The following is a 23,130-nucleotide window of genomic DNA, read 5'->3' on the forward strand; positions in this document are numbered from 1 at the left end:
CCGGAGTCAGGCCGGAATCAGGGCACGACGCGCGGAACGCCCATCCGCGCGCCCATCACCATCTCGGTAATCCAGTTCACCAGTATCGACGTGTATGCGCGCTGCGAGGCCTTGTCGCTCAGCGCGTGGTCGGCCCCGTCCACGATGCGGTGCGTCAGCGAATGCGAGCGGCGAAACGCCGCGCGGTAGCTCATGATGGTGGAGTGCGGGATATAGGTGTCGTGCTCCGATTCCACGATCAGCACGTCGCCCGGAAAGGTGGCGCAGGCCGCCAGCGCCCGGTTCTCTTCCGGCTCCACGCGTCCGCTGCGGTAGGCGCGCAGCGTTTCGCGGTTGAGCTGGTTCTTGGGCAGCAGCCATTCGTCGTCCCGGTAGAGCGCCGGCACGTGCAGCGCCAGCCAGCGCACCCGGCGCAGGCTGCTCAGGATGGCGGCCAGGTAGCCGCCGTAGCTGCTGCCCACCACCGCCACCGAGCCGGTATCCAGCGAAGGGTGCGCGGCCAGCCGGTCATAGGCCGCCATGACGTCGCGCAGATTGTCGTCGCGCGACACCTCGCGCTGGCACGCCTGCGTGGCGGCATGGCCGCGCAGGTCGAAGGTGAGGCAGATGCAGCCCAGGGCCGCGATGCCCTTGGCGCGGGCCAGGTCGAATCGCTGGCTGCCGCCCCAGCCATGGATGAACAGCACGCCCGGCACCTTGGTGTCCGGCGTGAGAAAGGTGCCGGCCAGCTGCTGCCCGGCCACCTCGATTTCGATGCCTTCACTGAGCGCGGCCATGCGTGTCCTCCAGAATGCCGCCAGACTTGGTAATGAATCCCACCGTGGAATCCTGTCCCCGGTAGATGCGCTGCTGCGCGCTGGGCTCGGGCGCGTCGGGTCCGTAGCGCTCGCAGGTCATGGCGCGCACCGAGGCGAGCGCGGGCGAGAGCGCGAATGCCTGCATGGCGGCCAGTTCGGCCACGCTGGCGCCGCCCAGGCGCCACGACTGCTCCAGCACGCCGCAGCGCGCTTGGCCGTCGGCCGAACGGCCCAGCGCCACGTCGTAGTTCCGCCGCGACGCGTAGAACTGCGGGTAAATCGTCGAGACGGCGGTGTCGTAGCGGCAGGCCAGGGCCAGGACGCGCCGCTCGTTCTCCGACAGGGGCAGGGCGCGCAGATGATCGAAACCGCCGCGCGCGCACAGCAGCGTGGAGCCGCCATAGACCTGCGCGCCCTTGTTGTCGCGCGTGAGGCTTTGGGTTCCCACATAGGAAATCTCCAGCCTGCCCACGCGCGCCCAGCCCACGCTGTAGGTTTCGACGTCTTCCAGATCCTCCTCCAGCACCAGTCCCAGACGCCGCACCTGCGCGGGCGCCAGCCGCTTGAGCGCGGCTTCCAGTTCCTGCTCGCTGCGCACCACCTGCTGGCCGCGCCCCGCGTTGGCGTCGGGCGGCTTCAGGCGCACGGCTCCCTGCCGCAGCAGGCGCGAGCCGGCGCGGGCCGCGTCTTCGAGCGTGAAGGCGGAATAGCCGCGCAGCACCACGTCTTCGAGCTGCGCGGCCAGGTCGCGCGACCAGCCCGCCGGCGCCTTGGCGCGCGCATCCACCAGGCCGTGCGTGATGGACTTGCCGGCCAGGTAGGCGTGGGGCGTCACGCCGCCGTACAGGTCGGCGGCGCGCCGGATGCCCAGCCTGGCCGCGCGGGCCAGGCTCGTGATGGTGCGGTCGGGCACGTAGTACGGAACCGGCAGGTCGCGGTGGCGGCTGGGCCGAAAGCGCGGCAGGAACTCGCAGCCCAGCAGCGCCGCCAGCCGCAGCGCCACGGCTTCCTGCGAGGCGATCTCGTGCTCCGAGGCGCCTCGCCGCTGCGGATACGCGACCACCAGGGAGGGCGGCCCGGAAGAATGAGGGGCGGATCGTGGTTCCATGCCGAGCCGGCAGCAAGCGCCGTGCCCGCCCGCCTTTTGCCGCGGGCCGGAGGGTGGCGCGGAAAACGGCGCAGACGCCGGGCGGAAAATTCTGCCGCCCGCGCCGGCCAGGGCCGGCGTTCCCCGGCGGCGGGCCCGGGCATGGCGTTTGCTGGGGCGGCGTTCGTCCATCGTTCTCATGCGCCATCGTGCGCCTTTTCCGCCATGCTCCTGCGCAGTTCCAGCTACTCCCTGCCGCGTCCCTTGCCGCTGGCGCCCCGCGCGCGGCGGACCCGCGGGCGCGCCCGGCTCAACGGCTTCCGCTATGCGCTGCCCGAGGCCCTGTCGCGCGCGCTCGACACCCAGCTCGCCATCGCGCGGCGCGACGGGTGGATCCGACGCCTGTGGGCGCGCGACGCCTCGCTGTGGACCGGCCGCGACGAGTCCCAATGGCTGGGCTGGCTGGAGCCCGCGGCCCGGCCGCGCAATTGCGCGCGCCTGTCGGCGGCCTGCATGCGCCTGCGGGAAGCGGGCTACGCCGACGCGGTGGTGCTGGGCATGGGCGGCGCGAGCCTGGGCTCGGAAGTGCTGGCCGGCATCCTGCGCCCCAGCGCGCTCGGCCTGAGCGTGCACGTGCTGGATTCCACCGACGTGGAGCAGATCCGCCAGGTCGAAAGCCGCATCGACCCGTTGCGCTGCCTGTTCGTGGTGGCCAGCAAGTCCGGCGCCACGCTGGAATCGCGCATGCTGGCGTCCTACTTCCACGGCAGGCTGTGCGGCCTGCTCGGACGCCAGGAAGCCGGGCGGCGCTTCATCGCCATCACCGATCCCGGCACGCCCCTGCACCGGCAGGCGCTGCAGGACGGCTACGCCGCGGTCTTCGAAGGCGAGCCTTCCGTCGGCGGGCGCTATTCGGCGCTGTCGGCCTTCGGGCTTGTCACGCTGGCGCTGCTCGGACACGACCCGGGCGCTTTCCTGCGGGACGCGCGGCCCATGCTGCGCGCCTGCTCGGTCCATGCGCTGCCGCGGCGCAATCCCGGCCTGGTCCTGGGCGTCTTGCTGGGCGTGGCGGCGCGCGCGGGCCGCGACAAGGCGACCCTGCTGTCATGTCCCGGGCTGGAGGCCCTGGGCGCCTGGCTCGAACAGCTGCTGGCCGAATCCACCGGCAAGAACGGCGTCGGCATCGTGCCGGTGGACGGCGAGCCGCCGGGCCGGCCGGCCGATTACGGCCCCGACCGTCTTTTCATCCAACTGCGCCAGCCGCGCGCCCCGTGCGCGGAGCAGGACGCGCTGTGCGAGGCGCTGGAGCGGGCGGGGCGCCCGGTACTGCGCTTCGACATTGCGGGCCCCGGATCGCTGGGGCAGGAATTCTTCCGGTGGGAGGTAGCCACGGCCATCGCGGGAGCGGTTCTCGGCGTGAACCCTTTCGACCAGCCCGACGTGGAAGCCAGCAAGCGGCGCGCGGGCGAACTGGCGGCGCGCCGCGCCGGCGGCGTCTGCCCGCAGCCCGGGCCGGCGATGGAGAGCCCCGGCCTGCGTCTGTACGGCGACGTGCCGGCGGCCGCCTCGGTGGAGGAGGCGCTGGCGCGGCACGTCTCGCTGGCGGGCCCGGGCGGCTATGTGGCGCTGCTGGCCTATCTGCCCCGCGATGCCCGGCACGGCGAACGGCTGGCGGCATGGCGGCGCCTGCTGCGCAGCCATACCGGCGCGGCCACCATGGCGGGCTTCGGACCGCGCTACCTGCATTCCTGCGGCCAATTGCACAAGGGCGGCCCCGGCGGCGGCGTGTTCCTGTTCCTGACGGCCGAGCGCGAGCGGGAACGGGAGGCCCCCGGGCACGCGCTGGGCTTTGCCGCGACCCAGGCCGCCCAGGCGCTGGGCGACATGGAAGAGCTGCGCGCGCGCGGCCGCCCCTGCCTGCGCGTGCATCTCAGGGGCGGGTGCGGGGCGGCGGGGCTGGAACCGTTCGATCGCGCGTTGCGCCGGGCGCTCGGGCGGGCCGGGAGCGTGCCCGCAGTTCGATGAGCGCGAAAGCCGCCAGGGCCAGGCAGAGCGGCGCCAGCGCGTAGACGGCGCGGTACGCCAGCGCGGCGCCCAGCACCTCCGGCGCGGGCAGGCGCGACGAGAGCCCGGTCACCAGGATGGCCTCCGTCGTGCCCAGTCCGCCGGGCACGCGCGTGATCACCGCCGCGAAGCTCGCGCACAGCAGAATGCCGAGCACCGCGGCGTAGGGGGCCCGGCCTTGCAACAGCACATAGGCGACGGCGCCCATCGCCGACCACGACAGCACGGCCACCGCGCTTTGCGCCAGGGCCATGCGCCAGCCCGGCAGAGCGGCATGCTGCCCCATCCAGGTCCACGACCGTTTGCGCGAAAAAGCGCACACCAGCACATAGGCCAGCGAGGCGGCCAGCAGTCCGGCGCCCAGCAGGCGCAGCGCGCCCGCGCCGATTTCCCAGCCGCGCGGCGCCGGCACCGCGCCCGCGAGGAACAGGGCGCCCGCCAGCCAGCCGTAGCCGATCCAGTTGCTGGCGGCGGAAAACAGGGCCACGCGCGTGGCGACCGATTTGCGGGCGCCCAGGCGCGCATACAGCCGCAGGCGCGCGCCCAGCCCGCCGAGCAGCACGCCCAGGTTCTGGTTGAGCGCGTAGCTCAGCATGGCCACGCCCAGCGTGGCGGGCCAGGGCAGCCCGTGGCCGGTGTAGCGGCGCGCCAGCAGGTCCATGCCGCCGTAGGCCAGGTAGCCCGCCAGCGAGAGCGCGGCGGCCAGCGCCACGCCCGCGGGCGGAATCGCGCGCATGGCGCGCCACACCTGCGCCCAGTCGACCGAGCGTCCGAAGTAATAGAGCAGGACGGCGGCCGCCACGAGCACCGCGCAGGGCAACATGCGCTTGATGCGCGGCCAGCGGTGGCGCAGCGCCCGCATGAAGGACGAGCGGAAGACCCTCATGCCGCTTCCTCGCGCGGCGGATCGGCGAACGACTTCAGGCGCGGCTTGTGCGCGGGCAGGCTGCCGGCCCAGGCCGGAAAGCGGCGCAGAAAGTGGAACACCACCACGCCCACCCACAGGCGCCGCAGGCGGCGGCGCGAGGGCGTGGACAGGGGCACCGGCTTGCAGTCCTCGGCGATGAGGCGGTCCAGGTTGCCGCGCAGCGCTGCATTGAGCCGGCTGTCGCGCGCGACCACATTGGCCTCGAGGTTCAGCGCCAGGCTGAAGGGATCCAGATTGCTGGAGCCCACCGTGGACCAGTCGTCGTCCACGCACGCCACCTTGGCGTGCAGCGGCCGGCGGCAGTACTCGTAGATTTCCACGCCGGCGTCGATGAGGTAGTCGTAAAGCATGCTGGCCGCCAGGCGGGCGATGAGCATGTCGGGTTCGCCCTGCAGCACCAGCCGCACGCGCACGCCGCGCCGCGCGGCGTTGGCCAGGTCGTGCAACAGCCGCCATCCGGGAAAGAAATAAGCGTTTGCGATCAGCACGTCGCGGCGGGCGGCGCGCACGCCCGCGCGGTAATAGCGCTCGATGTCGCTGGTATGCGCCTCGTTGTCGCGCACCACCAGCCGGCCGCCGCCGTCGCCGGCCGGCGTGCCTTCCACCGCGCGGGGCCGGCGCCGCCGCGGATTGCCGGGCGCGACCGCGGCGCGCGCGAAATCGGCGATGTCCGCGGCCAGCGGGCCCTCCACGCGCACCGCATAGTCCTGCTTGGCCTCGGGGCCGTGTTCGGGCAGGTGGTCTTCCGCGAAATTGATGCCGCCCACCAGCGCCAGTTCGCCGTCCACGGCCACGATCTTGCGGTGCATGCGGCGAAACAGATTGGTGCGCACGCCCAGGAAACGCGGGCGGGGGTCGAACACATGCAGGCGCGCGCCACTGGCGGTCAGCGCTTCCACGAAGGCGGGGCTCAAGCTGTCCGAACCGTAGCCGTCCACCGTCAGGTCCACGCTGACGCCGCGCCGGGCCGCGTCGATCAGCGCGCGCTGCAATTCGCGGCCCACCGCGTCCTCGAAGAGAATGAAGGTTTCGATCAGCACCTCGCGCCGCGCCGCCGCCACGGCCCGCAGCACCTCGGGAAAGAACTCCGTGCCGTTTTCCAGCAGCTCGTAGCGGTTGTTCTCGCGCCACGGCAGGCTCACGGGCGTGCTTTCGCGCGGCGCGCCGCGGTATTCGACCTGGGGGCGGCCCTGCACGCTCATAGCGAAATCTCCGCGCAGATGGGCACGTGGTCCGAGAGGCGGGACCATACGCGCGATGCCAGGGGCACGGGCCGCCAGTCGCGCACGTCGCGCACGTAGATGCGGTCCAGCCGCAGCAGGGGCCAGCGCGCCGGAAACGTGCGCGCGGGCCGGCCCGCGCGGCTCGTGAACACTTCGCGCGCGCCGCAGCCGTTCATTACCGCGTCGGCGCGCTGCCGCCAGTCGTTGAAGTCGCCCGCCACCAGCAGCGGCTCGCCGGGCGGAACCTCGCGGGCCATCAGCTCGCACAGCCGCTCTAGCTGGCGCCGCCGGTGCCGCTCGCGCAGCCCGAGGTGCACGCAGATGGCGTGCACCGGCGCGGCCGCGTGCGGCGGGCGCAGGACGCAGTGCAGCAGGCCCCGGGCCTCGTGGCCGCTCATGCTTACGTCGTGGTTCACGTGGGCCTGGATGGGATAGCGGGACAGTACGGCGTTGCCATGGTGGCCTTCGGGATAGACCGCGTTGCGCCCATATGCATAGTCGGTCCACAGCGTGTCGGCCAGGAACTCGTACTGCGATCCGGGCGGCCAGGTCTTGTGGCGCTCCGCATGGCCCTGGTGCTCGCCCAGCACTTCCTGCAGGAACACCACGTCGGGCGCGGCGGTGCGCAGCGCCGTGCGCAATTCATGCAGCATGAAGCGGCGGTTGAAGCTCGTGAAGCCTTTGTGCGTATTGACGGTGAGCACCGTCAGCCTGGGAGCGGCGGAGTCTGCGGCTGGCATGGCGGGTCCGGTGACAGGAAGCGCAGCGTTCAGCAAGCGCCGTGCCCGGCCCGGCGCGCGGACCCGTCTTACACGGTGCGCGCCGCCCAGTGGGCGCTGCGCACGCCCGGCTCGCGCGCGATGCGGGCCGTGACGCGGTCCAGGTCCTGCTCGTCGAAGGCCGCTTCGCCCAGTTCGGCTTCGATTTCCACTTCGTGCTGGCCGTAGGGGTCGATGCGCAGCGCGGACAGGGGCAGCTGCTCCGCCTCCAGCGCTTCTTCCAGCGCGGCCAGGGCCGCTTCGCGTCCGGCGGCGGGCGCAAACAGGCTGATCACGGTGGTGGCCTCGGTGGTCTGCGCATCCACCGGCTGGCGGTTCACGTAGCTCACCAGGGGACGCAGCAGCGTATTGGCGGCCAGCACGAACAGCGTGGCGGCCACGGCTTCCAGCAGCAACGAGGCGCCGGCGCATGCGCCGATCGCGGCCGATCCCCACAGGGTGGCCGCCGTGTTCAGGCCGCGCACGCTGCCGCCCTCGCGCATGATCGCGCCCGCGCCCAGGAAACCCACGCCCGACACCACGTAGGAAATGACGCGGGAGCCGCCGTCGGCCCCTCCGACGCGAAACGCCATGTCCACGAAAATCGCCGCCCCGACCGCCACCAGCGCGTTGGTGCGCAGGCCGGCGGTGCGCTGGCGGAACTGGCGTTCGAAGCCGACGATGGTGCCCAGTACAAACGCGGTGCACAGGCTGATCAGGGTGTTGGCCAGCGTAAGCAGCTGGACGTTCTCGAAATTGCGCATGGCGCCTCCGTTCTTCAGCGGGTGGGGAACACAGTCCGCATGCGCGCGCCGCCTCCGGCCGCGCGTGCGCAAGGCCGGGCGGGAGGTAGGGAAGAAGGGGTTCGGGGCCGGGGCCCGCGGCCCGGAAAGGGCGACCTGGAAAGGGCGACCCGGAGGGGAGGGGCGGACACCGGACAGCCTCGTCCTGCTCTCAGGCAGGAGCCGGCAGCCGGTGCTGCGGATCCTGCGTCAAGCGGCGCGTGCAGTCGTGATCTGACGACATCCGTCGTTATTCACAATGATCTCGATTGGTTGCAGGTGGCCGCAGTATAGACGCAACCTAGGGTTAACACCAGGTTCGGCCTGCCGGGGCGGGCCGGCGACCGGGTATTCAGGTATTATTCAGGTTTTGGTAAGCCAGCGAGCCAGGCGGCTCCAGCCTGCCGGGCAGTGTCCGGGCAGCGGCGCGCCGCCCTCCATGAACGACGATCCCCCTTGTAGCAGGCCGCGCCCGACGCGGCTTTCCTTCCGGTTCTCCCGGCGGCCGATCGCGCCGCTTCCGGCGCGCGCGCCGCCGCCCGCCGCGCCCATTCCCTCCCGCCCCTTCCGCGCGCCATGCCGCGCATGCTTGCGCATGCGCCCGAGCCGGCGGCGCGCCGCATCCCGTCCCCATACTCTGGAATACCCATGATCTTCGACTGGATCTCCGATCCCACCGCCTGGCTGGGCCTGGCGACCCTGATCGTCCTGGAAATCGTGCTGGGCATCGACAACCTGGTGTTCATCGCCATCCTGGCCGACAAGCTTCCCGTCCACCAGCGCAACCGCGCGCGCCTGATCGGCCTCGGCCTGGCCATGGCGATGCGCCTGGGTCTGCTGGCGGGCATCGCCTGGGTGGTGACGCTGACGCAGCCGCTGTTTACCGTGCTGGACGCGGAAATCTCCGGACGCGACCTCATCCTCATCCTGGGCGGCGCTTTCCTGCTCTTCAAGGGCACGATGGAACTGCACGAGCGGGTGGAGGGCCAGGCCCACCAGGGCGCGCAGAAGCCGCAGCATGCCGTGTTCTGGCAGGTGATCCTGCAGATCGTGGTGCTCGATGCCGTGTTCTCGCTGGATTCGGTGATTACCGCCGTGGGCATGGTGCAGGATCTGAGCATCATGATGATCGCAGTGGTGGCGGCCATGGCCGTGATGATGCTGGCCAGCCGTCCGCTGATGAATTTCGTGGCGCGCCATCCCACCGTGGTCATCCTGTGCCTGGGCCTGCTCCTCATGATCGGCTTCAGCCTGGTGGCCGAAGGGCTGGGTTTCCACGTGCCCAAGGGGTATCTCTACGCCGCCATCGGCTTTTCCATCCTGATCGAGCTGTTCAACCAGCTTGCGCGGCGCAACCGGGCCAGGAGCGCCCATGGCCTGAGCCGGCGCCAGCGCACGGCGCAGGCGGTGCTGAAACTGCTGAGCGGCGGCGGGCCGGCGGGCGCGCAGGGAGAAGAGCTCGCGGCGCTGGTGGAAGGCGAGGGCGCGGCGGAGGAGGGCGCGGCCTTCGCGCCCGAGGAAAGCTCCATCATCGAGCGCGTGCTGGCCGTGGGCGGGCGCGACGTGCGCAGCATCATGGTGCCGCGCGGCGACATGGTCTGGCTGGACGTGAAAGACACGGCCGAGGACGTGGTGCGCAAATTCGCCTCGGGCCATTCGCGCCTGCCCCTGTGCGCGGGCGACGCGTCCAACGTGCTGGGCGTCGTGCACTTCCGGCAGGTGCTGCCCCTGCTGCGCCTGCCGGGGCCGCCGGACCTCGTGGAACTGGCGCGCGAACCGCGCTACGTGCTGGAAACCACGCCCGTGCTGCGGGCCCTGGAAGCGCTGCGGGACGGGCGCGACCACCTGCTGATCGTGGTGGACGAGCATGGCGTCTGCGAAGGGCTGGTAACGCCTATCGACGTGCTGGAGGCGGTGGCGGGCGATCTGCCCGAGCACCAGGAAGACCGCCCTCCGGCGCTGCCGCTGCCCGACGGGTCCTGGCTGCTGGACGGACGCCTCACCGTGGACGACGCGGCCCGCGTGCTGGACGCCCCGGCCCTGGGCCAGGCCGGTCCGGACGCCACGCTGGCCGGTTTCCTGCTGCGCCTGGCGGGCGCCATCCCCGCCGCCGGACAGGTGCTGGAGTGGGGCGCGTGGCGGTTCGAGATCACGCGCCGCGCCGGCCTGCGCATCGAGCAGGCGCGGGCGTTCCGGTCTGCACGGGCGGACGGGGACGCGGCGGCGGACGGCCCATTTGTTTGAAAATTGTGAAAGTGCTTTAAGCCGCCCGCGGGATGGTGAAAAATAGGTTGTCCAGCGGGCGGCGACGCGCTGCCCCGCATCCGCCCGTCTCCCGCTCATGCCGCAGCCGCCTTCCTCCCATGACGAGCACGTTGCCAGCCAGCCGGCCGCCCATGCGCGCGCGCCGGTGTCGCGCGGATCCTGCGGCGAAGTCTTCCTGGCTTTCCTGCGCCTGGGCCTGACGAGCTTCGGCGGCCCGGCCGCGCACCTGGGATACCTGCGCGCGGAGTTCGTGGACCGCCGGCGCTGGCTGAACGATTACGCCTACTCCGATCTGGTGGCGCTGTGCCAGTTCCTGCCCGGGCCGGCCAGCAGCCAGCTCGGCATGGCGCTGGGACTGCGCCGCGCCGGCTGGGCCGGCATGCTCGCCGCCTGGCTGGCCTTCACGCTGCCCAGCGCCTTGCTGATGGCGCTGCTGGGCCTGGGCCTGGCGGGCAACGCCTGGCTGGTCCAGACCGGCGCGGTGCGCGGCCTGCAGATCGCCGCGCTGGCCGTGCTGGCGCAGGCGCTCTGGGGCATGGGCCGCACGCTCTGCCCGGACCGCCTGCGGGCGGGCCTGGCGATCGCCGCCGCCCTCATGTGCCTGGCGCTGCCCGGGCCGGCCTCGCAGCTCTCCGCGCTGCTGCTGGGCGCGATTGCCGGCATGGCGCTGCTCGACGTGGCGCCGCGCCCGCAATTCGGCGACACGGCCCCGGTCGTGCCGCGCGCCGCCGCCTTCGCCGCCATGGCGCTCTTTGCCGCGCTTTTCGTCGTCCTGCCCGTTTGGTCGGTGGGGTCGGGGTCCGCCCTGGCCGCCCAGGTCTGGGGCGTGTACCGCGCCGGCGCGCTGGTGTTCGGCGGCGGCCATGTCGTGCTGCCGCTGCTGGAATCCACCGCACAGGCCACGGGCATGCCGTCCGGGCCGGAGTTCCTGGCCGGCTACGGCGCGGCCCAGGCCATGCCCGGGCCGCTCTTCAGCTTCGCGGCCTTCCTGGGTGCGGCGTCTTCCGGCCCGCTGGGCGCGTTGGCGCTTCTGGCCGCCATCTTTCTGCCCGGCATGCTGCTGCTGGTGGCCGCGCTGCCGTTCTGGGAAAACCTGCGCCGCCGGCCCGGCGCGCGCAACCTGCTGGCCGGCGTCAACGCCAGCGTGGTGGGGCTGCTGCTGGCCGCGTTGTACGACCCCGTCTGGACGGGTGCCATCCACGGCAAAGCCGACTTCGCGCTGGCGCTGGGGCTGTTCTCGCTGCTGGTCTACGCGCGCTGCCCGCCGTTCTGGGTGGCGGTCATGGGCGCGGCCGGCGGCGCATTGCTCGGCTGGATGCCGTCGTGAGGACGGGGCCGGCGGCGGCCCGGGCCGTTCAGGCCCGGCGCCAGCGCGGTGGGCGCTTTTCCAGGAACGCGTCGATGCCCTCGCGGGCGTCGTCCTCCATCATGTTGTGCGCCATGACGTCCGCCGCGTATTCGTAAGCGTCGCCCAGGGCCATCTGCCGCTGCCGGTAGAACATGCGCTTGCCGTAGCGGATGGCCGCCGGGCTCTTGGCCAGGATGTCCCGCGCCAGCTCCGCCACGCGGGCGTCCAGCCGCTCGGCGGGCACCGCATCGTTGACCAGGCCCCAGTCCAGCGCCTGGGCGGCGTCGATGAACCGGGCGGTGACCAGCATTTCGAAAGCGCGCTTGGCCGACATATTGCGCGACAGCGCGACCGCGGGCGTGGAGCAGAAGAGCCCGACGTTGATGCCCGACACCGCGAAGCGCGCCGTGTCGGCGCATACGGCCAGATCGCAGCTGGCCACGAGCTGGCAGCCGGCCGCCGTGGCGATGCCCTGCACCTTGGCGATGACCGGCACCGGCAGGGCCTGCAGGCCCTGCATGACCGCGCTGCATTTGCGGAACAGCGCGCGGTAGTCATCCAGGTCGGGCTGGCTGCGCATCTCCCGGAGATCGTGGCCGGCGCAGAACGCCTTGCCCGCCGCTTCCAGCACCACGCAACGCACCGAGGCATCGCGCTCCAGGGCCTGGAGCTCGCGCTGCAGGGCGTCCAGCAGGCCGGCGCAAAGCGCATTGAACCGGGCGGGCCGGTTCAGCCGCAAGGTCGTGACGCCGCCGTCGTCGGAACGTTCGAGCATGGGGGCTTCGGCAGCGGTCTGCAAGGCGGGCATGGCGTTCTCCTCTCATGGTCGGGATTCGGGGCCGGGCCGGTCTTTGCCGGCGCCGGCACGCGCTGGGGCATGTTAACGCTTCGGCGCCGCCTCAGGACCGCGCGGCCGGCGGCGTTTCGCGGTTCATGCGCCCGGCCAGCAGCCACAGGGGGCCCACGATGGCTCCGCCCGCCAGCGCCATGGCGGCCTGCGGCGCGATGCCGCTTTCCAGCAGCAGCGTGGCGGCCAGCGCCGAGCCGCTCATTTCCAGCAGCCCGAACACTGCGGCGGCGGTGCCGGCGCGATCCGCGAACGGCTCCAGCGCGAGGCTCAGCGCCGAACCCAGGGCCAGCGAAAAACCCACCGTCAGCACGGCGACCGGCGCCATGAAGGCCGCCGCCGACAAAGGCAGCCACAGCCATGCCGCCACGTGCATGGCGCTGGCCGCGAGCAGGGCCGCCATGCCGGTGCGCACCATGGCGCGGCGCCCGAAACGCCTGATGAACAGGGGCGCAAGAAAGAACGCGCCGATATTGATGGCGGCGTTGCCGCCGAACCAGGCGGAAAACCCCAGTTCGGAATAGCCGAGCTGCTGCACGAGCACCACGGGCGCGGCCGACACGAACACCAGGATCATGGCCATGCCGGCCAGCGCGAAGGCCGCGTAGTAGTAAAAGCGCGCGCTCGCCACGATGGGCTTGTAGCGCGCCACGCTGTAGAGCGGCGCGCTGGCGGCCCGCTCGTGCCGCGCATGGGTTTCCTCGAAGCGCCGGACCAGCAGGACGGCCAGCGCCAGAGCGAACGCCGCCATGAAACCGAAGGTGCTGCGCCAGCCCGCGTGCATGGCGAGCAATCCGCCCACCATCGGCGCCAGGGCGGGGACCAGGCACAACGCCCCGTTCAGATAGCTGTAGATGCGCGCGCCTTCCGTGGGGCTGTAGCGGTCGCGCACCGCCGCGAACGCCACCAGCGAAGCCGCGCACGCGCCCAGCCCCTGGACCACGCGCGCCGCATAGAACGTCTCGATGGAAGGAGCCAGCGCTCCCAGCGCCGAGCCCGCCAGGTATGCCGCCACGCCGGCCAGCGCCACGGGCCGGCGGCCGTGCCGGTCCGCAAGCGGCCCGATCAGCACCTGGCCCAGGCCCACGGTGAAAATGAAGAGCGTGATGCTGGCCTGCAAGCCGCTCATCGGCGCTCCGAACGCCGCCGCCATCGCGGGCAGAGAAGGAAGATAGATATCGATCGCCATGGGCGCCAGCGTCACCAGCCCCATCAGCAATCCAACCAGCCATGCGCGCCGCGCCGGCGCCTCCGCAAATGCCATTGTCCCTGCCGGCTGCCGCTCCGGCCCTGAAAAAACCTGAAATTATCCTATAGTCCGCGGGGCGGGCCGTTGCGCCGGCGGGGGGCTCTCCGCCGAAGGCCCTGCGGACCTGCCGGAAATTGCGGCCGCCGCGGCGTGCGATAGATAGAATGGATGGGCCATGGATACGCCCTCGACCCGCCCCCGCATCGTCATTTCCTATTGCACGCAATGCCAATGGCTGTTGCGCGCGGCCTGGATGGCGCAGGAACTGCTTTCCACGTTTTCCACCGATCTGGGCGAGGTGGCGCTGCAGCCCGGCACCGGCGGCATTTTCCAGATTACCTGCAACGGCGATCTCATCTGGGACCGCAAGCGCGACGGCGGTTTCCCCGACGCCAAGACGCTCAAGCAGCGCCTGCGCGACCGGCTGGATCCCGGCCGGTCGCTGGGCCATATTGACGGCCATTCCGCGGAACGTTCCTGAAAGTGACAGGATAATTCTGTTATTTCGGCGATTTTTGTGCTAAAATCTTCGAATTGCCGGCCAAGATATGTCAAATATCAAAAACAACAATAAACGCCGACATCCCTTTCGCGGTGCGCCTGAATTGCCGTCCCCCGCCACCACCGGCAATTATTCGGCGCGCTGAATCCGGGGCTGCGCACGAGGGCGGGGGAGTCCGGGGCCCGCATACAGGAGAGCGCGCATGTCGCAGAAATTCATTGGCAAGAAATGGAACTTTGAAGTCGCTCCGCTTAACTGGAAAGCTCCCGGCCAGAAAAAGGAATCCGAATCCAAGCCGGTGAAATCGGCCCAGGACCATTCCGGCGAAGCGGAGCGCCGCCGCGCTGCGTAATGCGCGCCAGGGCCGGCGCAGGGCGCCGGTCGGCAAGGCTTCCTTACAGGGCGGGCAATCGCAGGATTGCCCGCCCTGTGCATTGATGCGTTGCGCATCCCGATCCCTCCACGGCCTCGGCGCGCCCGCGTTTCGGCGCTCCGCGTTCAGGCGTCCCCCGGGTTGGATGTAGCGGGCTTCGGCGCGGCGGGGTTTCGGCGCGCCCGGAGGGCCGGGGCGGCCGCGGGCTCCGCTCAATGCCCCGCCGTCTGGCCGCGCAGGTTTTGCGCCGCCGGCGCGGCGTCGCTGCTTTCTCCCCAGGCCTGGTACAGCACGCGATTGCGCCCGCCCGTCTTGGCCTGGTAGAGCATTTCGTCGGCATGGCGAAAGAGCGTGTCGCTGCGCGCGCCCTTGTGCCAGCGCAGGCACGCCACGCCGAAGCTCGCCGTAATGCGGAAGCGGAAGCCTCCGTCGGCCACCACTTCGGCGCGTTCGATCGCCGAGCGCATGCGCTCGGCCATTTCCACCACGTGCGCCACGCTTTCGCCCAGGCACAGCGCCGCGAATTCCTCGCCGCCCACTCGCGCCACCACATCCGACTGCCGCCAGGTCTTGCGGCACAGATCGGCCACCGTGCGCAGCGCCTGGTCGCCGGCCGCATGGCCGCAGGTATCGTTCACGCGCTTGAACTCATCGATGTCGAACAGGATGAACGCCAGCACGGGCGGGGAGCCGCGCCACTGGCTGCGCAGCGTCTCGAAGTGCGTTTCGAACGCACGGCGGTTGAGCAGGCCCGTCAGGAAATCGGTTTCCGCCATATGGGCAAGGTCTTCGATAAGGCGGTCGCGTTCGCGCTGGAGCTGGCGCTGCGTGGCGGCATTGTCCTTGAGGACATTGAGCGCATGGAACATCCCGTCCACCTCGCCGCGGTACTTTCCCACCGGGATTTCGCCCACTGGCCCGCCGTCGGCGATGGCGCCGATCAGCCGGGTGGCCTGCACGAACGGACGGATCACGCGGCGGCGGAATTGCCCGAGCGACAGCAGCAAGGCCGCGGCCAGCGTGGCGGCCGCCAGCAGGGTAACGGTCAGTAGCCGCAACGATTCGCGGCGCTGGGCTTCGATGTGCGCCTGCAGGTCCGCGAGCATCACGTCGCGGAACTCCGTGATCGACCGCATCATCGGCACATATCTGGCCGCCAGTTCGGCCGTGGTGACCGGCGCGGGCTGCCGCGCCGCCTCGTCGCGCACCTTGGCAATATATTGCAGCCCCTCGCCGAAATACCCTTGCAGCAGTCTCCGGTATGCCGCCGAGGGCCGCGGCTCGGGCAGCGTGTCGATACGCGCGGCGATCAGCGCGCGCAGCGTGTCGATGCGTCCCAGGGTGTGCTCGATGCGGTACTCGTCGTCCTGCGTCAGCTTTCTCTGCTTGACCAGCGCGGGCGTGAACATCGAACCCAGCAGCCCGGCCTGCTCGCGCAGCTCCGCCGCCAGCAGGGAGAGCGCGAGCAGGCTGGGCGCGTCCGTGTCGTTGCGCAGCACTCTGGCCACGCCGCCCGCCATGGATGCCTGCAGTTCCGGGATAATCGCCACCATTTTCTCCACGGCCTGGAGAAAGACGCGGCCCGACACTTCGGCATGCGGCGTGGCGAAAAGCCGGTCCGCCATTTCGCGCGCTTCGAGAAGAAGATGGCGGATCCGCTGGACATTATTGAACTCGGGCGCCGAATCCGGATAAAGCGGCGCACGATACAGCGCCAGCAGATCGGCGATTTTGGCTTCGCTCTGTTCGCGCGCGATGCGCACGCGCTCGAGCGCGGAAGCCGGCACGGGATAATCGAAGCCGAATGCCGCATTCATGGGGCCGCGTTCCGCCGAAACCCGTTCCATCGCCTGGAGCGTGGCGCGGACGATGTCGAATCCGCGTTGCGCCTCGCGCGCCGACGAAAATGCCTTCCAGTTATGCATCAGCAGCATGCCGGTCAGTATGGATACCGGAACCAGGACCGCCACTGCGAGAAGCAGAAAATAGCGTTCCAGGGATTTCACGGAAAAAGCGCTGCGCAGCATATACCGGAGGGGATGCCCGTTCTGTTTGCTGCGGAGAATACTTTAAATATGAACGGGCGGCGTCCCTGTGCCACAGAAAATACATTTCTTGATAATTGGCATGAAATAAAACGTTGTGGTCCCGGTTTGAATTTCAATTGGCTGCGGATACCTGCGTTTTATTTCGCCTCGGCGGCAGATTGCGCGCGAACGAAAAAAGCGCGCGCATCGGCGGAAAGGGAAACCTAAGGCCCGGCGCGGTCCGCCGCGACGGAGTCCGGGGCGGAACTGCCGGGGGCCGGATCCGCGCGATCGTCTTGCGGCTCCAGCAGGCGGGCGGCGGGAGACTGCGCGGCAGATCCCGCGCGGAAATACCGCATGACCGTGCTGACGCTGGCATGACCCGTCATGGCCATGGCGTCGCCCAGGGGCACCTGCCGGCGCCCGGCTTCGGTCACGAAGCCCGAGCGCAGACTGTGCGCGGAGTAGGCGTCTTCCAGACCCGCGAGCCGGCAGCGTTTACGCACGATGTCGCGCACGGCCGCCGGCGCCAGGGGCTCGGCCACCACCCCGCCGCGGCGTATTCGCCGGAAGAGGGCGCCGTGCCTGATGCCGCTGGCGCGCAGCCACTCGGCCAGCGCCTGGGCGGCCACGCCCACGATGGGCTTGGCGTCGTCGGCGCGCGGCGCCCCCGAGGGGTTGGTCTTGGAGGCGCCCAGGCGGTACAGGTAGCCGTCGGCCGTGGCCACCGTGTTCTCCACGGTGGCCTGCGCCACTTCGGAGCGGCGCCGCCCGCCGCTTGCCCAGGCAAACAGCAGCAGCGCCCTGTCGCGCAAACCGCAAAGCGAATCGTCGCAGGTTGCCAGCAACGCCTCCAGCGGCTCGCGCGTGAGCGCGGGCTTCTGGCGAGGCCCGGCGCCGCGGCGCGCGTAGGCGCGCCGGGTGCGCGACAAGAGCTCGCGCAGCGCCGCGCTGCGGCACGGATTGGGGTGGCGCAGGGCATCGTGCGCCTTGGACAGCACCGATATCCGCAGCATCAGCGTATTGAGGCTGGGCGGCCCCAGGCGGGCCTTGGCGCCCTGGCGCACCAGCGCCTCGTCGATTTCCGCGGGTAATTCGCACACCAGCGCGCGGCCCTCGGCCCGCTGGGCATGGTCCACCACGAACTGCATGACGGCGGCCTCCGGCAGCGGCAGGGCAAAAGGGCGTCCATAGCGCAATTCGTACCAGGCCGCCCAGTACCGCAGCGCGCTGCGGTAGCTGGCCAGCGTGTTGGGGGCGCTGCCTTCGCGCAGCAAGGCGCGGGCGGCGGCTTCGGCCCGCCGGTCCAGCGTGTCCGGATCCAGCCATTTGACGGGCAGGGCGCGCTGGCCGGGTTTCATGGCGTGCCGCATCCTGTAGGAAATAATAAATAATACATATGATGTATGATATCTAACGTATAGAACAGATAAATCACGATAATGTTCTCTTATCGTGAGTAGTTTGGCCGCAACGCGCCGGGCAATCAAGCCGGGCAGGCAAGGAGGCGAGCATGGCAACGGGCATAGGCGAACAAGACGTATGGGCGGCGGCCGATGCGCTGCTCATGGAGGGCGCGCGGCCGACCATCGAGCGGGTCAGGCAGAAGATCGGGCGCGGTTCGCCCAATACGGTCAGCCCGCACCTGGAAAGCTGGTTCCGCGCGCTCGGCGCGCGCATCAAAGACCCCGGCGCATTCGCGGCGGCGCCTGCCGCGCCCGATCCGGTGCGGCAGGCCGCCGCGCAACTATGGGAAACGGCCCTGGCCACGGCGCGCCAGGAACAGGCCGAAGCGCACCGCCAGCGCATGGCCGAATGCGACGAACGCCAGGCCGCGCTGGCGACCCGCGCCGAGGCGCTGCAAGCCCGCGAGCAAGCGCTCCAGCGGCGCGAGCAAGACCTGGCGGCAGCCGTGGAGCTGGCGCGCGCGCAGTTGCGGGACAGCAATGCGCGCCTGCAGGCCGCCGAGACGCGGCTGGCCCAGCAGGACGCGCAGGTCCAGGCCCTGGCCGCCGAACTGGCCCAGGCCCGGGCGCGCGCCGACGCCGAGCAGGCCGAGCACCGCCAGGCGCGCATCGCCCACCAGGAGGCGCAGCAGGCGCTGGAAGCCCGGCACGCGGCGCATGAGCGCCGCTGGCTGACCGCGCTGGACGCCGAGCGCGAAGCGGCGCGGAAACTGCGCGCCCGGCTGGACGAGGCCGCCTCGCGCGAGCAGGGCCTGCAGGCGCGCGTGCGCGAAATGGAAGCGGCGCTGGCCGAAGCCACGCGCGCCGCCGAACGCAAGGCCCAGACGCTGCAGGCGGAGTCGGCCGCGGCGCTGGCTCGGCAGCGGGCCGCGCTGGAGGGCAGGGCAAACACGGCCATTCAGGCGCTCAACGCGGCGCGCCAGCAGATCGAGGCGCTCGAATCGCGGCTGGCGCGGGCTGAAGAGGGGCTGCAGGAAGCGCATGCGGCCCAGGCCCGCAAGGACGAGCAGCTGGCCGAACTTGCGCGCCACCTCGTCGCCGCCACCCGGCCTGCCGCTTGACCTTCCCATGGTGGTAATCCTTAGAGTGTGAACCTGGAGTGTGAATCATCGCGGCATTGCCGCGCCCCAGGACACCAGGAGTTGCCATGGAAAGCCTACATCGCGCCGCTGCGCTCGCCCTGCCCATCGAGGGCATGACCTGCGCTTCCTGCGTGCGCCGCGTCGAGAAAGCCCTGGGCGCGGTGCCCGGCGTGGCCAAGGCCAGCGTCAATCTCGCCACCGAGCGCGCCGACATCGCTTTCGACGGGGCCCCCGACGCGCAGGCGGTGGTGCAGGCGGTGCGCAAGGCGGGCTACGACGTGCCGACGCACGAGCTGGACCTCGCCATCGGCGGCATGACCTGCGCCTCATGCGTGGGCCGGGTCGAGAAAGCCCTGAAATCGGTGCCCGGCGTCACGGGCGCCAGCGTCAACCTGGCCAATGGCCGGGCCCAGGTCGCGGCCGTGGGCGGCGTGTCGGTAGCGGCGCTGACGGCGGCCGTGGCCAGGGCCGGCTACGAAGCCACGCCCGTGTCGGGCCAGGAGGCGGAGCCGGATGCGCTGGACGCCCGCCAGGAAGCCGAGCGCCACGCGCTGCTGCGCGATCTCGTCGTGGCGGCCGTGCTCGCGCTGCCTGTATTCGTGCTCGAAATGGGCGGGCACATGATCCCCGCTTTCCACCACGCGGTTGCCCACAAGCTGGGCACGCAGACGAGCTGGATTATCCAGTTCGCGCTTGCCACCGCCGTGTTGGCCGGCCCGGGGCGGCGTTTTTTCGCGGCGGGCATTCCGGCCCTGTTCCGGGGCGCGCCCGACATGAATTCGCTCGTGGCGCTGGGCGCGGGCGCGGCCTATCTCTATTCCGTCGTCGCCACCTTCGCGCCGGGCCTGTTGCCGGCCGGCACGGTCAACGTGTACTTCGAGGCCGCCGCCGTCATCGTGGCGCTGATCCTGCTGGGGCGCTACCTGGAAGCCAAGGCCAAGGGCAATACCTCGGCCGCGATCCAGCGGCTGGTGGGCCTGCGGCCCAAGACGGCCCGTGTGCGGCGCGACGGGCAGGCGCGCGAGGTGCCGCTGGCCGAGGTGGCCGTGGGCGATCTTGTCGAGATCCGGCCCGGGGAGCGCGTGCCGGTGGACGGCGACGTGCAGGAAGGCAGCAGCTTCGTGGACGAGTCCATGATCAGCGGCGAACCCGTGCCGGTCGAGAAAACGCCCGGCGCGCAGGTGGTGGGCGGCACCGTCAACCAGAACGGCGCGCTGACGGTGCGGGCCACGCATGTCGGCGGCGACACGGTGCTGGCGCAGATCATCCGCATGGTGGAGCACGCCCAGGGCGCCAAGCTGCCCATCCAGGCGCTGGTGGACCGCATCACCATGTGGTTCGTGCCCGCGGTCATGGCCGCGGCGGCGCTGACCTTCGCGCTCTGGCTGCTGTTCGGCCCGCAGCCGGCGCTGACCTATGCGCTGGTCAATGCGGTGGCGGTGCTCATCATCGCGTGCCCCTGCGCCATGGGCCTGGCCACGCCCACCTCCATCATGGTGGGTACGGGCAGGGCGGCGCAGCTCGGTGTGCTGTTCCGCAAGGGCGAGGCCCTGCAGTCGCTGCGCAACGCGCGGGTGGTGGCGGTGGACAAGACCGGCACGCTCACCAGGGGCCGGCCCGAGCTTACGGACCTGGTGCTGGCCGAGGGCATGGCGGAAGCGGGCCGCGACGACATCCTGCGCAAGATCGCTGCCGTGGAGGCGCGATCCGAGCACCCGATCGCGCAGGCCATCGCGCGCGCGGCCCAGGAACGCGGCCTGGCGCCGGGCCAGGCCGGCGGCTTCGAGTCGCTCACGGGCTTCGGCGTCGCGGCCACGGTCGACGGCGAGCGCGTGCAGATCGGGGCCGACCGCTACATGGCCCGCCTGGGCCTGGACGTCTCGGGCCTGCGTCCGCAGGCCGAGCGGCTCGGCGAAGAAGGCAAGACGCCGCTCTACGCCGCTATCGGCGGCAGGCTGGCCGCCATGGTGGCCGTGGCCGATCCCGTCAAGGAAAGTTCGGCCCAAGCCATCCGCAACCTGCATGCGCAAGGGCTGAAAGTGGCGATGGTGACCGGCGACAACCGGCGCACCGGCCAGGCCATCGCGCGCCAGCTCGGCATCGACGAGGTGGTGGCCGAGGTGCTGCCCGACGGCAAGGTCGAGGCGGTCAGGCGGCTGCGCGAGCGTTACGGCGCCGTGGCCTATGTCGGCGATGGCATCAACGACGCGCCCGCGCTGGCGGAGGCGGACGTGGGCGTGGCCATCGGCACCGGCACCGACATCGCCATCGAGGCCGCCGACGTGGTGCTCATGTCGGGCGACCTGGGCGGCGTGCCGACCGCGCTGGGCATCTCGCGCGCCACCATGACCAACATCCGCGAGAACCTGTTCTGGGCCTTCGCCTACAACGTGGCGCTGATTCCGGTGGCAGCGGGCGCGCTTTACCCGTTCAACGGCGCCTTGCTCTCGCCCATGTTCGCCGCCGGGGCCATGGCCCTGTCCAGCGTGTTCGTGGTGAGCAATGCCCTGCGCCTGCGGCGTTTCCGGCCGTAGCGCGGGCGGGCGCGGCTTGCGCCCGGGCGCTGCCCGGCATACCCTTGCCCGGCCTTGTTTCCATTTCGTGGGGTAAGTCATGAGCCGTTCCGTCTCCGCCGTCATCGCGTGCGCGCTGTCGGCCTTCGCCATTGCCGCGCCCGCCCAGGCCCGCGACTACCAGATCGATCCCGAGCACACGGAAGTGGTGGTGAGCTGGAGCCACTTCGGATTTTCCAGGCCGACCGCGCACGCGGGCGGCATCGAGGGCGTGCTGCGCTACGACGCGGCGCGCCCGGCCGCTTCCTCGGTCACGCTGCGCGTGCCCGTGGAAAGCCTGACCTCGCACGTGCCCAAGCTGGACGAGATGCTGCGCGGCCCCGAGTTCTTCGACGCCGCCACGTATCCCTACATCCGTTTCGAAAGCACGTCGGTGCGCGACCAGGGAGACGGCCGGCTGCGCATCGAGGGCGTGTTGCGCATCAAGAACCACGAGCAGCCGGTGGTGCTGGAAGCCGTGCGCAACCGCGAAGGCACGCATCCGCGCGCGGGACGGCCGGCGGTGGGGTTCGACGCCACGGCCACGCTCAAGCGTGGCGACTTCGGCGTGGGCGCCTATGCGCCCGACGTCAGCGACGACGTGGAGCTGCGCATTACCGTCGAGGCGCTGGCCGCCGCCGCGCCCTGACGCAACCAAGGCGCTCCCAGGGCGCCGCTCAGGCGCCGCCCACGCGGAATTCGCGCCAGCGGCGGCCGCCGATCTCGAGCAAGGCGCGCAGGCAGGCCGGACTCATGGGCGGCGATAGCATCGCGCCCTGCAGCAGGACGTTGGCGTAAGGCCGCAGCCCCTGCACCTCGGCCGGCGTGTCGGCGTTGCGCACCAGCACGGGCAGCCGGACCCGCGAGGCCAGATCGATCAGCGAGGCCAGACGGGCCTGCAGCGGCGGCGAGGCGGAAAAACCCGAGGGCAGGCCGATGTGCACTCCCGTGACGCGCAAGCCGTCGTGGCGGTTGGCGGACTGCAGGCGCGCGCGCAGGCCGACGCTGAATTCGGTGTAGGAAGCGAACAATTCGGCGCGGGGATGCAACGGCGCCACCAGGGGGATCAGGAAGGTGACCAGCTCGGCCGGATAACAGGCGGAAACCGGGCCGGCGCGAAAGGCGCCCGGACTCGCGTGCAGCAATCCGTCCTGCAGGCGCAGGCCGTCGCTTTCCCAGAAGCCGTCGGCGGTCCAGCGCGAATGGGGCGGCAGAGGCAGCCAGTCCAGCAGCACCGGCACCCGCGCCCGCAGGCCGTCGAGCGACTGCGCCGCCTTGGCCAGCGCGCTTCCCAGGCTTGCCGCCGGGCCCGGGCGCAAGGGCTGCGCGGTGTACTGCACCGCGTATTCGTGCACGCGGCTGTCGGAGGAGAAGACGGGCCGGAAGTTCAGCGTTTCCGATGGCGCCCGGGACTTGGGCGCGCGTGCCGCGGCGGCGTGTCGATTCACGAGGCAGTCAGTTCCAGGAGCGGCGCTGCGGCGTGGCTGGGGCGAAAGGCGCGCCGCCGGGCAGCGTCGGGGATCGCGGGCGGCGGGGCGTGCGGATCGGCGCGCCCCGCCATGGCGGCTTCGCTGCGCCGCGCCCGGCCTGAAACGTGATCGCGCAGTCAGGTGCGCGGTTAGGACGGGAAAGGTCGTTGGGTTGTGGGTTAAGACATCATTGCCTTGTCGCACGCTTGGCAGCCGCCAGGGTGCGTGGGCATATTTAACTTTACATAATACACATTATGCGTAAATTGTAGCCAGCAAGAGCTGCCCCTGCCCGAGTCCCTGTGCCACGA

General features: G+C 70.9%; 20 protein-coding genes. 8 read left to right on the plus strand and 12 right to left on the minus strand.

Features of this window, described 5'->3' with window-relative positions; genetic code table 11:
* Nucleotides 1–17: 17 nt before the first annotated feature.
* Complete coding sequence (locus NGJ44_RS18970; protein ID WP_251865086.1) at nt 18–776, minus strand: alpha/beta hydrolase family protein; 759 nt, start codon at nt 774–776, stop codon at nt 18–20.
* Complete coding sequence (locus tag NGJ44_RS18975) at nt 760–1,905, minus strand: DUF3182 family protein (protein ID WP_251865088.1); 1,146 nt, start codon at nt 1,903–1,905, stop codon at nt 760–762. The genes NGJ44_RS18970 and NGJ44_RS18975 overlap by 17 nt, the downstream gene beginning before the upstream one ends.
* A gap of 204 nt (nt 1,906–2,109) precedes the next feature.
* Here NGJ44_RS18975 and NGJ44_RS18980 point away from each other — a divergent pair, with 204 nt between their 5' ends.
* Entirely contained in the window at nt 2,110–3,909 is a 1,800-nt protein-coding gene (locus NGJ44_RS18980; protein ID WP_251865089.1) for a phosphoglucose isomerase-related protein, read from the plus strand.
* On the opposite strand, the gene NGJ44_RS18985 is transcribed toward NGJ44_RS18980, so the two are convergent.
* The 5 genes from NGJ44_RS18985 to NGJ44_RS19005 form a co-directional block, all read right to left on the minus strand.
* Entirely contained in the window at nt 3,815–4,834 is a 1,020-nt protein-coding gene (locus NGJ44_RS18985) for a lysylphosphatidylglycerol synthase domain-containing protein (protein WP_251865091.1), read from the minus strand. The genes NGJ44_RS18980 and NGJ44_RS18985 overlap by 95 nt on opposite strands.
* Nucleotides 4,831–6,018, minus strand: a complete 1,188-nt coding sequence (gene clsB / locus NGJ44_RS18990; RefSeq protein ID WP_251865144.1) for a cardiolipin synthase ClsB — start codon at nt 6,016–6,018, stop codon at nt 4,831–4,833. Before clsB ends, NGJ44_RS18985 begins: the two co-directional genes overlap by 4 nt.
* A 56-nt stretch (nt 6,019–6,074) precedes the next feature.
* Nucleotides 6,075–6,839, minus strand: a complete 765-nt coding sequence (locus tag NGJ44_RS18995; protein WP_251865093.1) for an endonuclease/exonuclease/phosphatase family protein — start codon at nt 6,837–6,839, stop codon at nt 6,075–6,077.
* 68 nt (nt 6,840–6,907) lie between these two features.
* Nucleotides 6,908–7,621 (minus strand): MgtC/SapB family protein, encoded by a 714-nt coding sequence (locus tag NGJ44_RS19000; protein ID WP_251865095.1) that lies wholly within the window; start codon nt 7,619–7,621, stop codon nt 6,908–6,910.
* A 381-nt stretch (nt 7,622–8,002) separates the two neighbouring features.
* The gene (locus NGJ44_RS19005) at nt 8,003–8,236 is read right to left on the minus strand and encodes a hypothetical protein (RefSeq protein ID WP_251865097.1); all 234 of its coding nucleotides are present in this window, start codon (nt 8,234–8,236) and stop codon (nt 8,003–8,005) included.
* A gap of 51 nt (nt 8,237–8,287) precedes the next feature.
* Between NGJ44_RS19005 and NGJ44_RS19010 the strand changes: the two genes are divergently transcribed.
* Nucleotides 8,288–9,883 (plus strand): TerC family protein, encoded by a 1,596-nt coding sequence (locus tag NGJ44_RS19010; RefSeq protein WP_251865099.1) that lies wholly within the window; start codon nt 8,288–8,290, stop codon nt 9,881–9,883.
* Nucleotides 9,884–9,980: 97 nt separating this feature from the next.
* Nucleotides 9,981–11,231, plus strand: a complete 1,251-nt coding sequence (gene chrA, locus NGJ44_RS19015) for a chromate efflux transporter (protein WP_251865101.1) — start codon at nt 9,981–9,983, stop codon at nt 11,229–11,231.
* Nucleotides 11,232–11,259: 28 nt separating this feature from the next.
* On the opposite strand, the gene NGJ44_RS19020 is transcribed toward chrA, so the two are convergent.
* Complete coding sequence (locus tag NGJ44_RS19020) at nt 11,260–12,060, minus strand: enoyl-CoA hydratase (RefSeq protein WP_251865103.1); 801 nt, start codon at nt 12,058–12,060, stop codon at nt 11,260–11,262.
* Between the two features lie 91 nt (nt 12,061–12,151).
* Nucleotides 12,152–13,363, minus strand: coding sequence for a multidrug effflux MFS transporter (locus NGJ44_RS19025; protein WP_251865105.1), 1,212 nt, complete (start codon nt 13,361–13,363; stop codon nt 12,152–12,154).
* A gap of 160 nt (nt 13,364–13,523) precedes the next feature.
* On the opposite strand from NGJ44_RS19025, the gene NGJ44_RS19030 reads away from it, so the two are divergent.
* Nucleotides 13,524–13,829 (plus strand): Rdx family protein, encoded by a 306-nt coding sequence (locus NGJ44_RS19030; protein ID WP_053245185.1) that lies wholly within the window; start codon nt 13,524–13,526, stop codon nt 13,827–13,829.
* Between the two features lie 223 nt (nt 13,830–14,052).
* On the plus strand, nt 14,053–14,202 hold the full coding sequence (locus NGJ44_RS19035; RefSeq protein WP_160318574.1) for a hypothetical protein: 150 nt from the start codon (nt 14,053–14,055) through the stop codon (nt 14,200–14,202).
* A gap of 233 nt (nt 14,203–14,435) precedes the next feature.
* Here the strand turns inward: NGJ44_RS19035 and NGJ44_RS19040 are convergent, their stop codons facing one another.
* A complete protein-coding gene (locus NGJ44_RS19040; protein WP_251865108.1) occupies nt 14,436–16,229 on the minus strand; it encodes a GGDEF domain-containing protein in 1,794 nt (597 codons plus the stop codon).
* 245 nt (nt 16,230–16,474) lie between these two features.
* On the minus strand, nt 16,475–17,611 hold the full coding sequence (locus tag NGJ44_RS19045; RefSeq protein ID WP_251865110.1) for a site-specific integrase: 1,137 nt from the start codon (nt 17,609–17,611) through the stop codon (nt 16,475–16,477).
* A 152-nt stretch (nt 17,612–17,763) separates the two neighbouring features.
* Between NGJ44_RS19045 and NGJ44_RS19050 the strand changes: the two genes are divergently transcribed.
* The 3 genes from NGJ44_RS19050 to NGJ44_RS19060 all read left to right on the plus strand — a co-directional run bounded on the left by NGJ44_RS19050 (nt 17,764) and on the right by NGJ44_RS19060 (nt 21,999).
* Nucleotides 17,764–18,777 carry a DNA-binding protein gene (locus NGJ44_RS19050; RefSeq protein ID WP_251865112.1) on the plus strand — a complete coding sequence of 338 codons (1,014 nt, stop codon included), beginning with the start codon at nt 17,764–17,766 and terminating at the stop codon, nt 18,775–18,777.
* Between the two features lie 86 nt (nt 18,778–18,863).
* Nucleotides 18,864–21,332, plus strand: coding sequence for a heavy metal translocating P-type ATPase (locus NGJ44_RS19055; RefSeq protein WP_251865114.1), 2,469 nt, complete (start codon nt 18,864–18,866; stop codon nt 21,330–21,332).
* A 79-nt stretch (nt 21,333–21,411) separates the two neighbouring features.
* Nucleotides 21,412–21,999: a YceI family protein gene (locus NGJ44_RS19060; protein ID WP_251865116.1), complete on the plus strand. Its 588-nt coding sequence runs from the start codon at nt 21,412–21,414 to the stop codon at nt 21,997–21,999.
* A gap of 28 nt (nt 22,000–22,027) precedes the next feature.
* Here NGJ44_RS19060 and NGJ44_RS19065 read toward each other — a convergent pair whose 3' ends face one another.
* Nucleotides 22,028–22,798, minus strand: a complete 771-nt coding sequence (locus NGJ44_RS19065) for a hypothetical protein (RefSeq protein WP_251865118.1) — start codon at nt 22,796–22,798, stop codon at nt 22,028–22,030.
* Nucleotides 22,799–23,130: the final 332 nt, after the last annotated feature.

The organism is Achromobacter sp. Marseille-Q4962, assembly GCF_943737005.1.
Classification (GTDB): Bacteria; Pseudomonadota; Gammaproteobacteria; order Burkholderiales; family Burkholderiaceae_B; genus Achromobacter.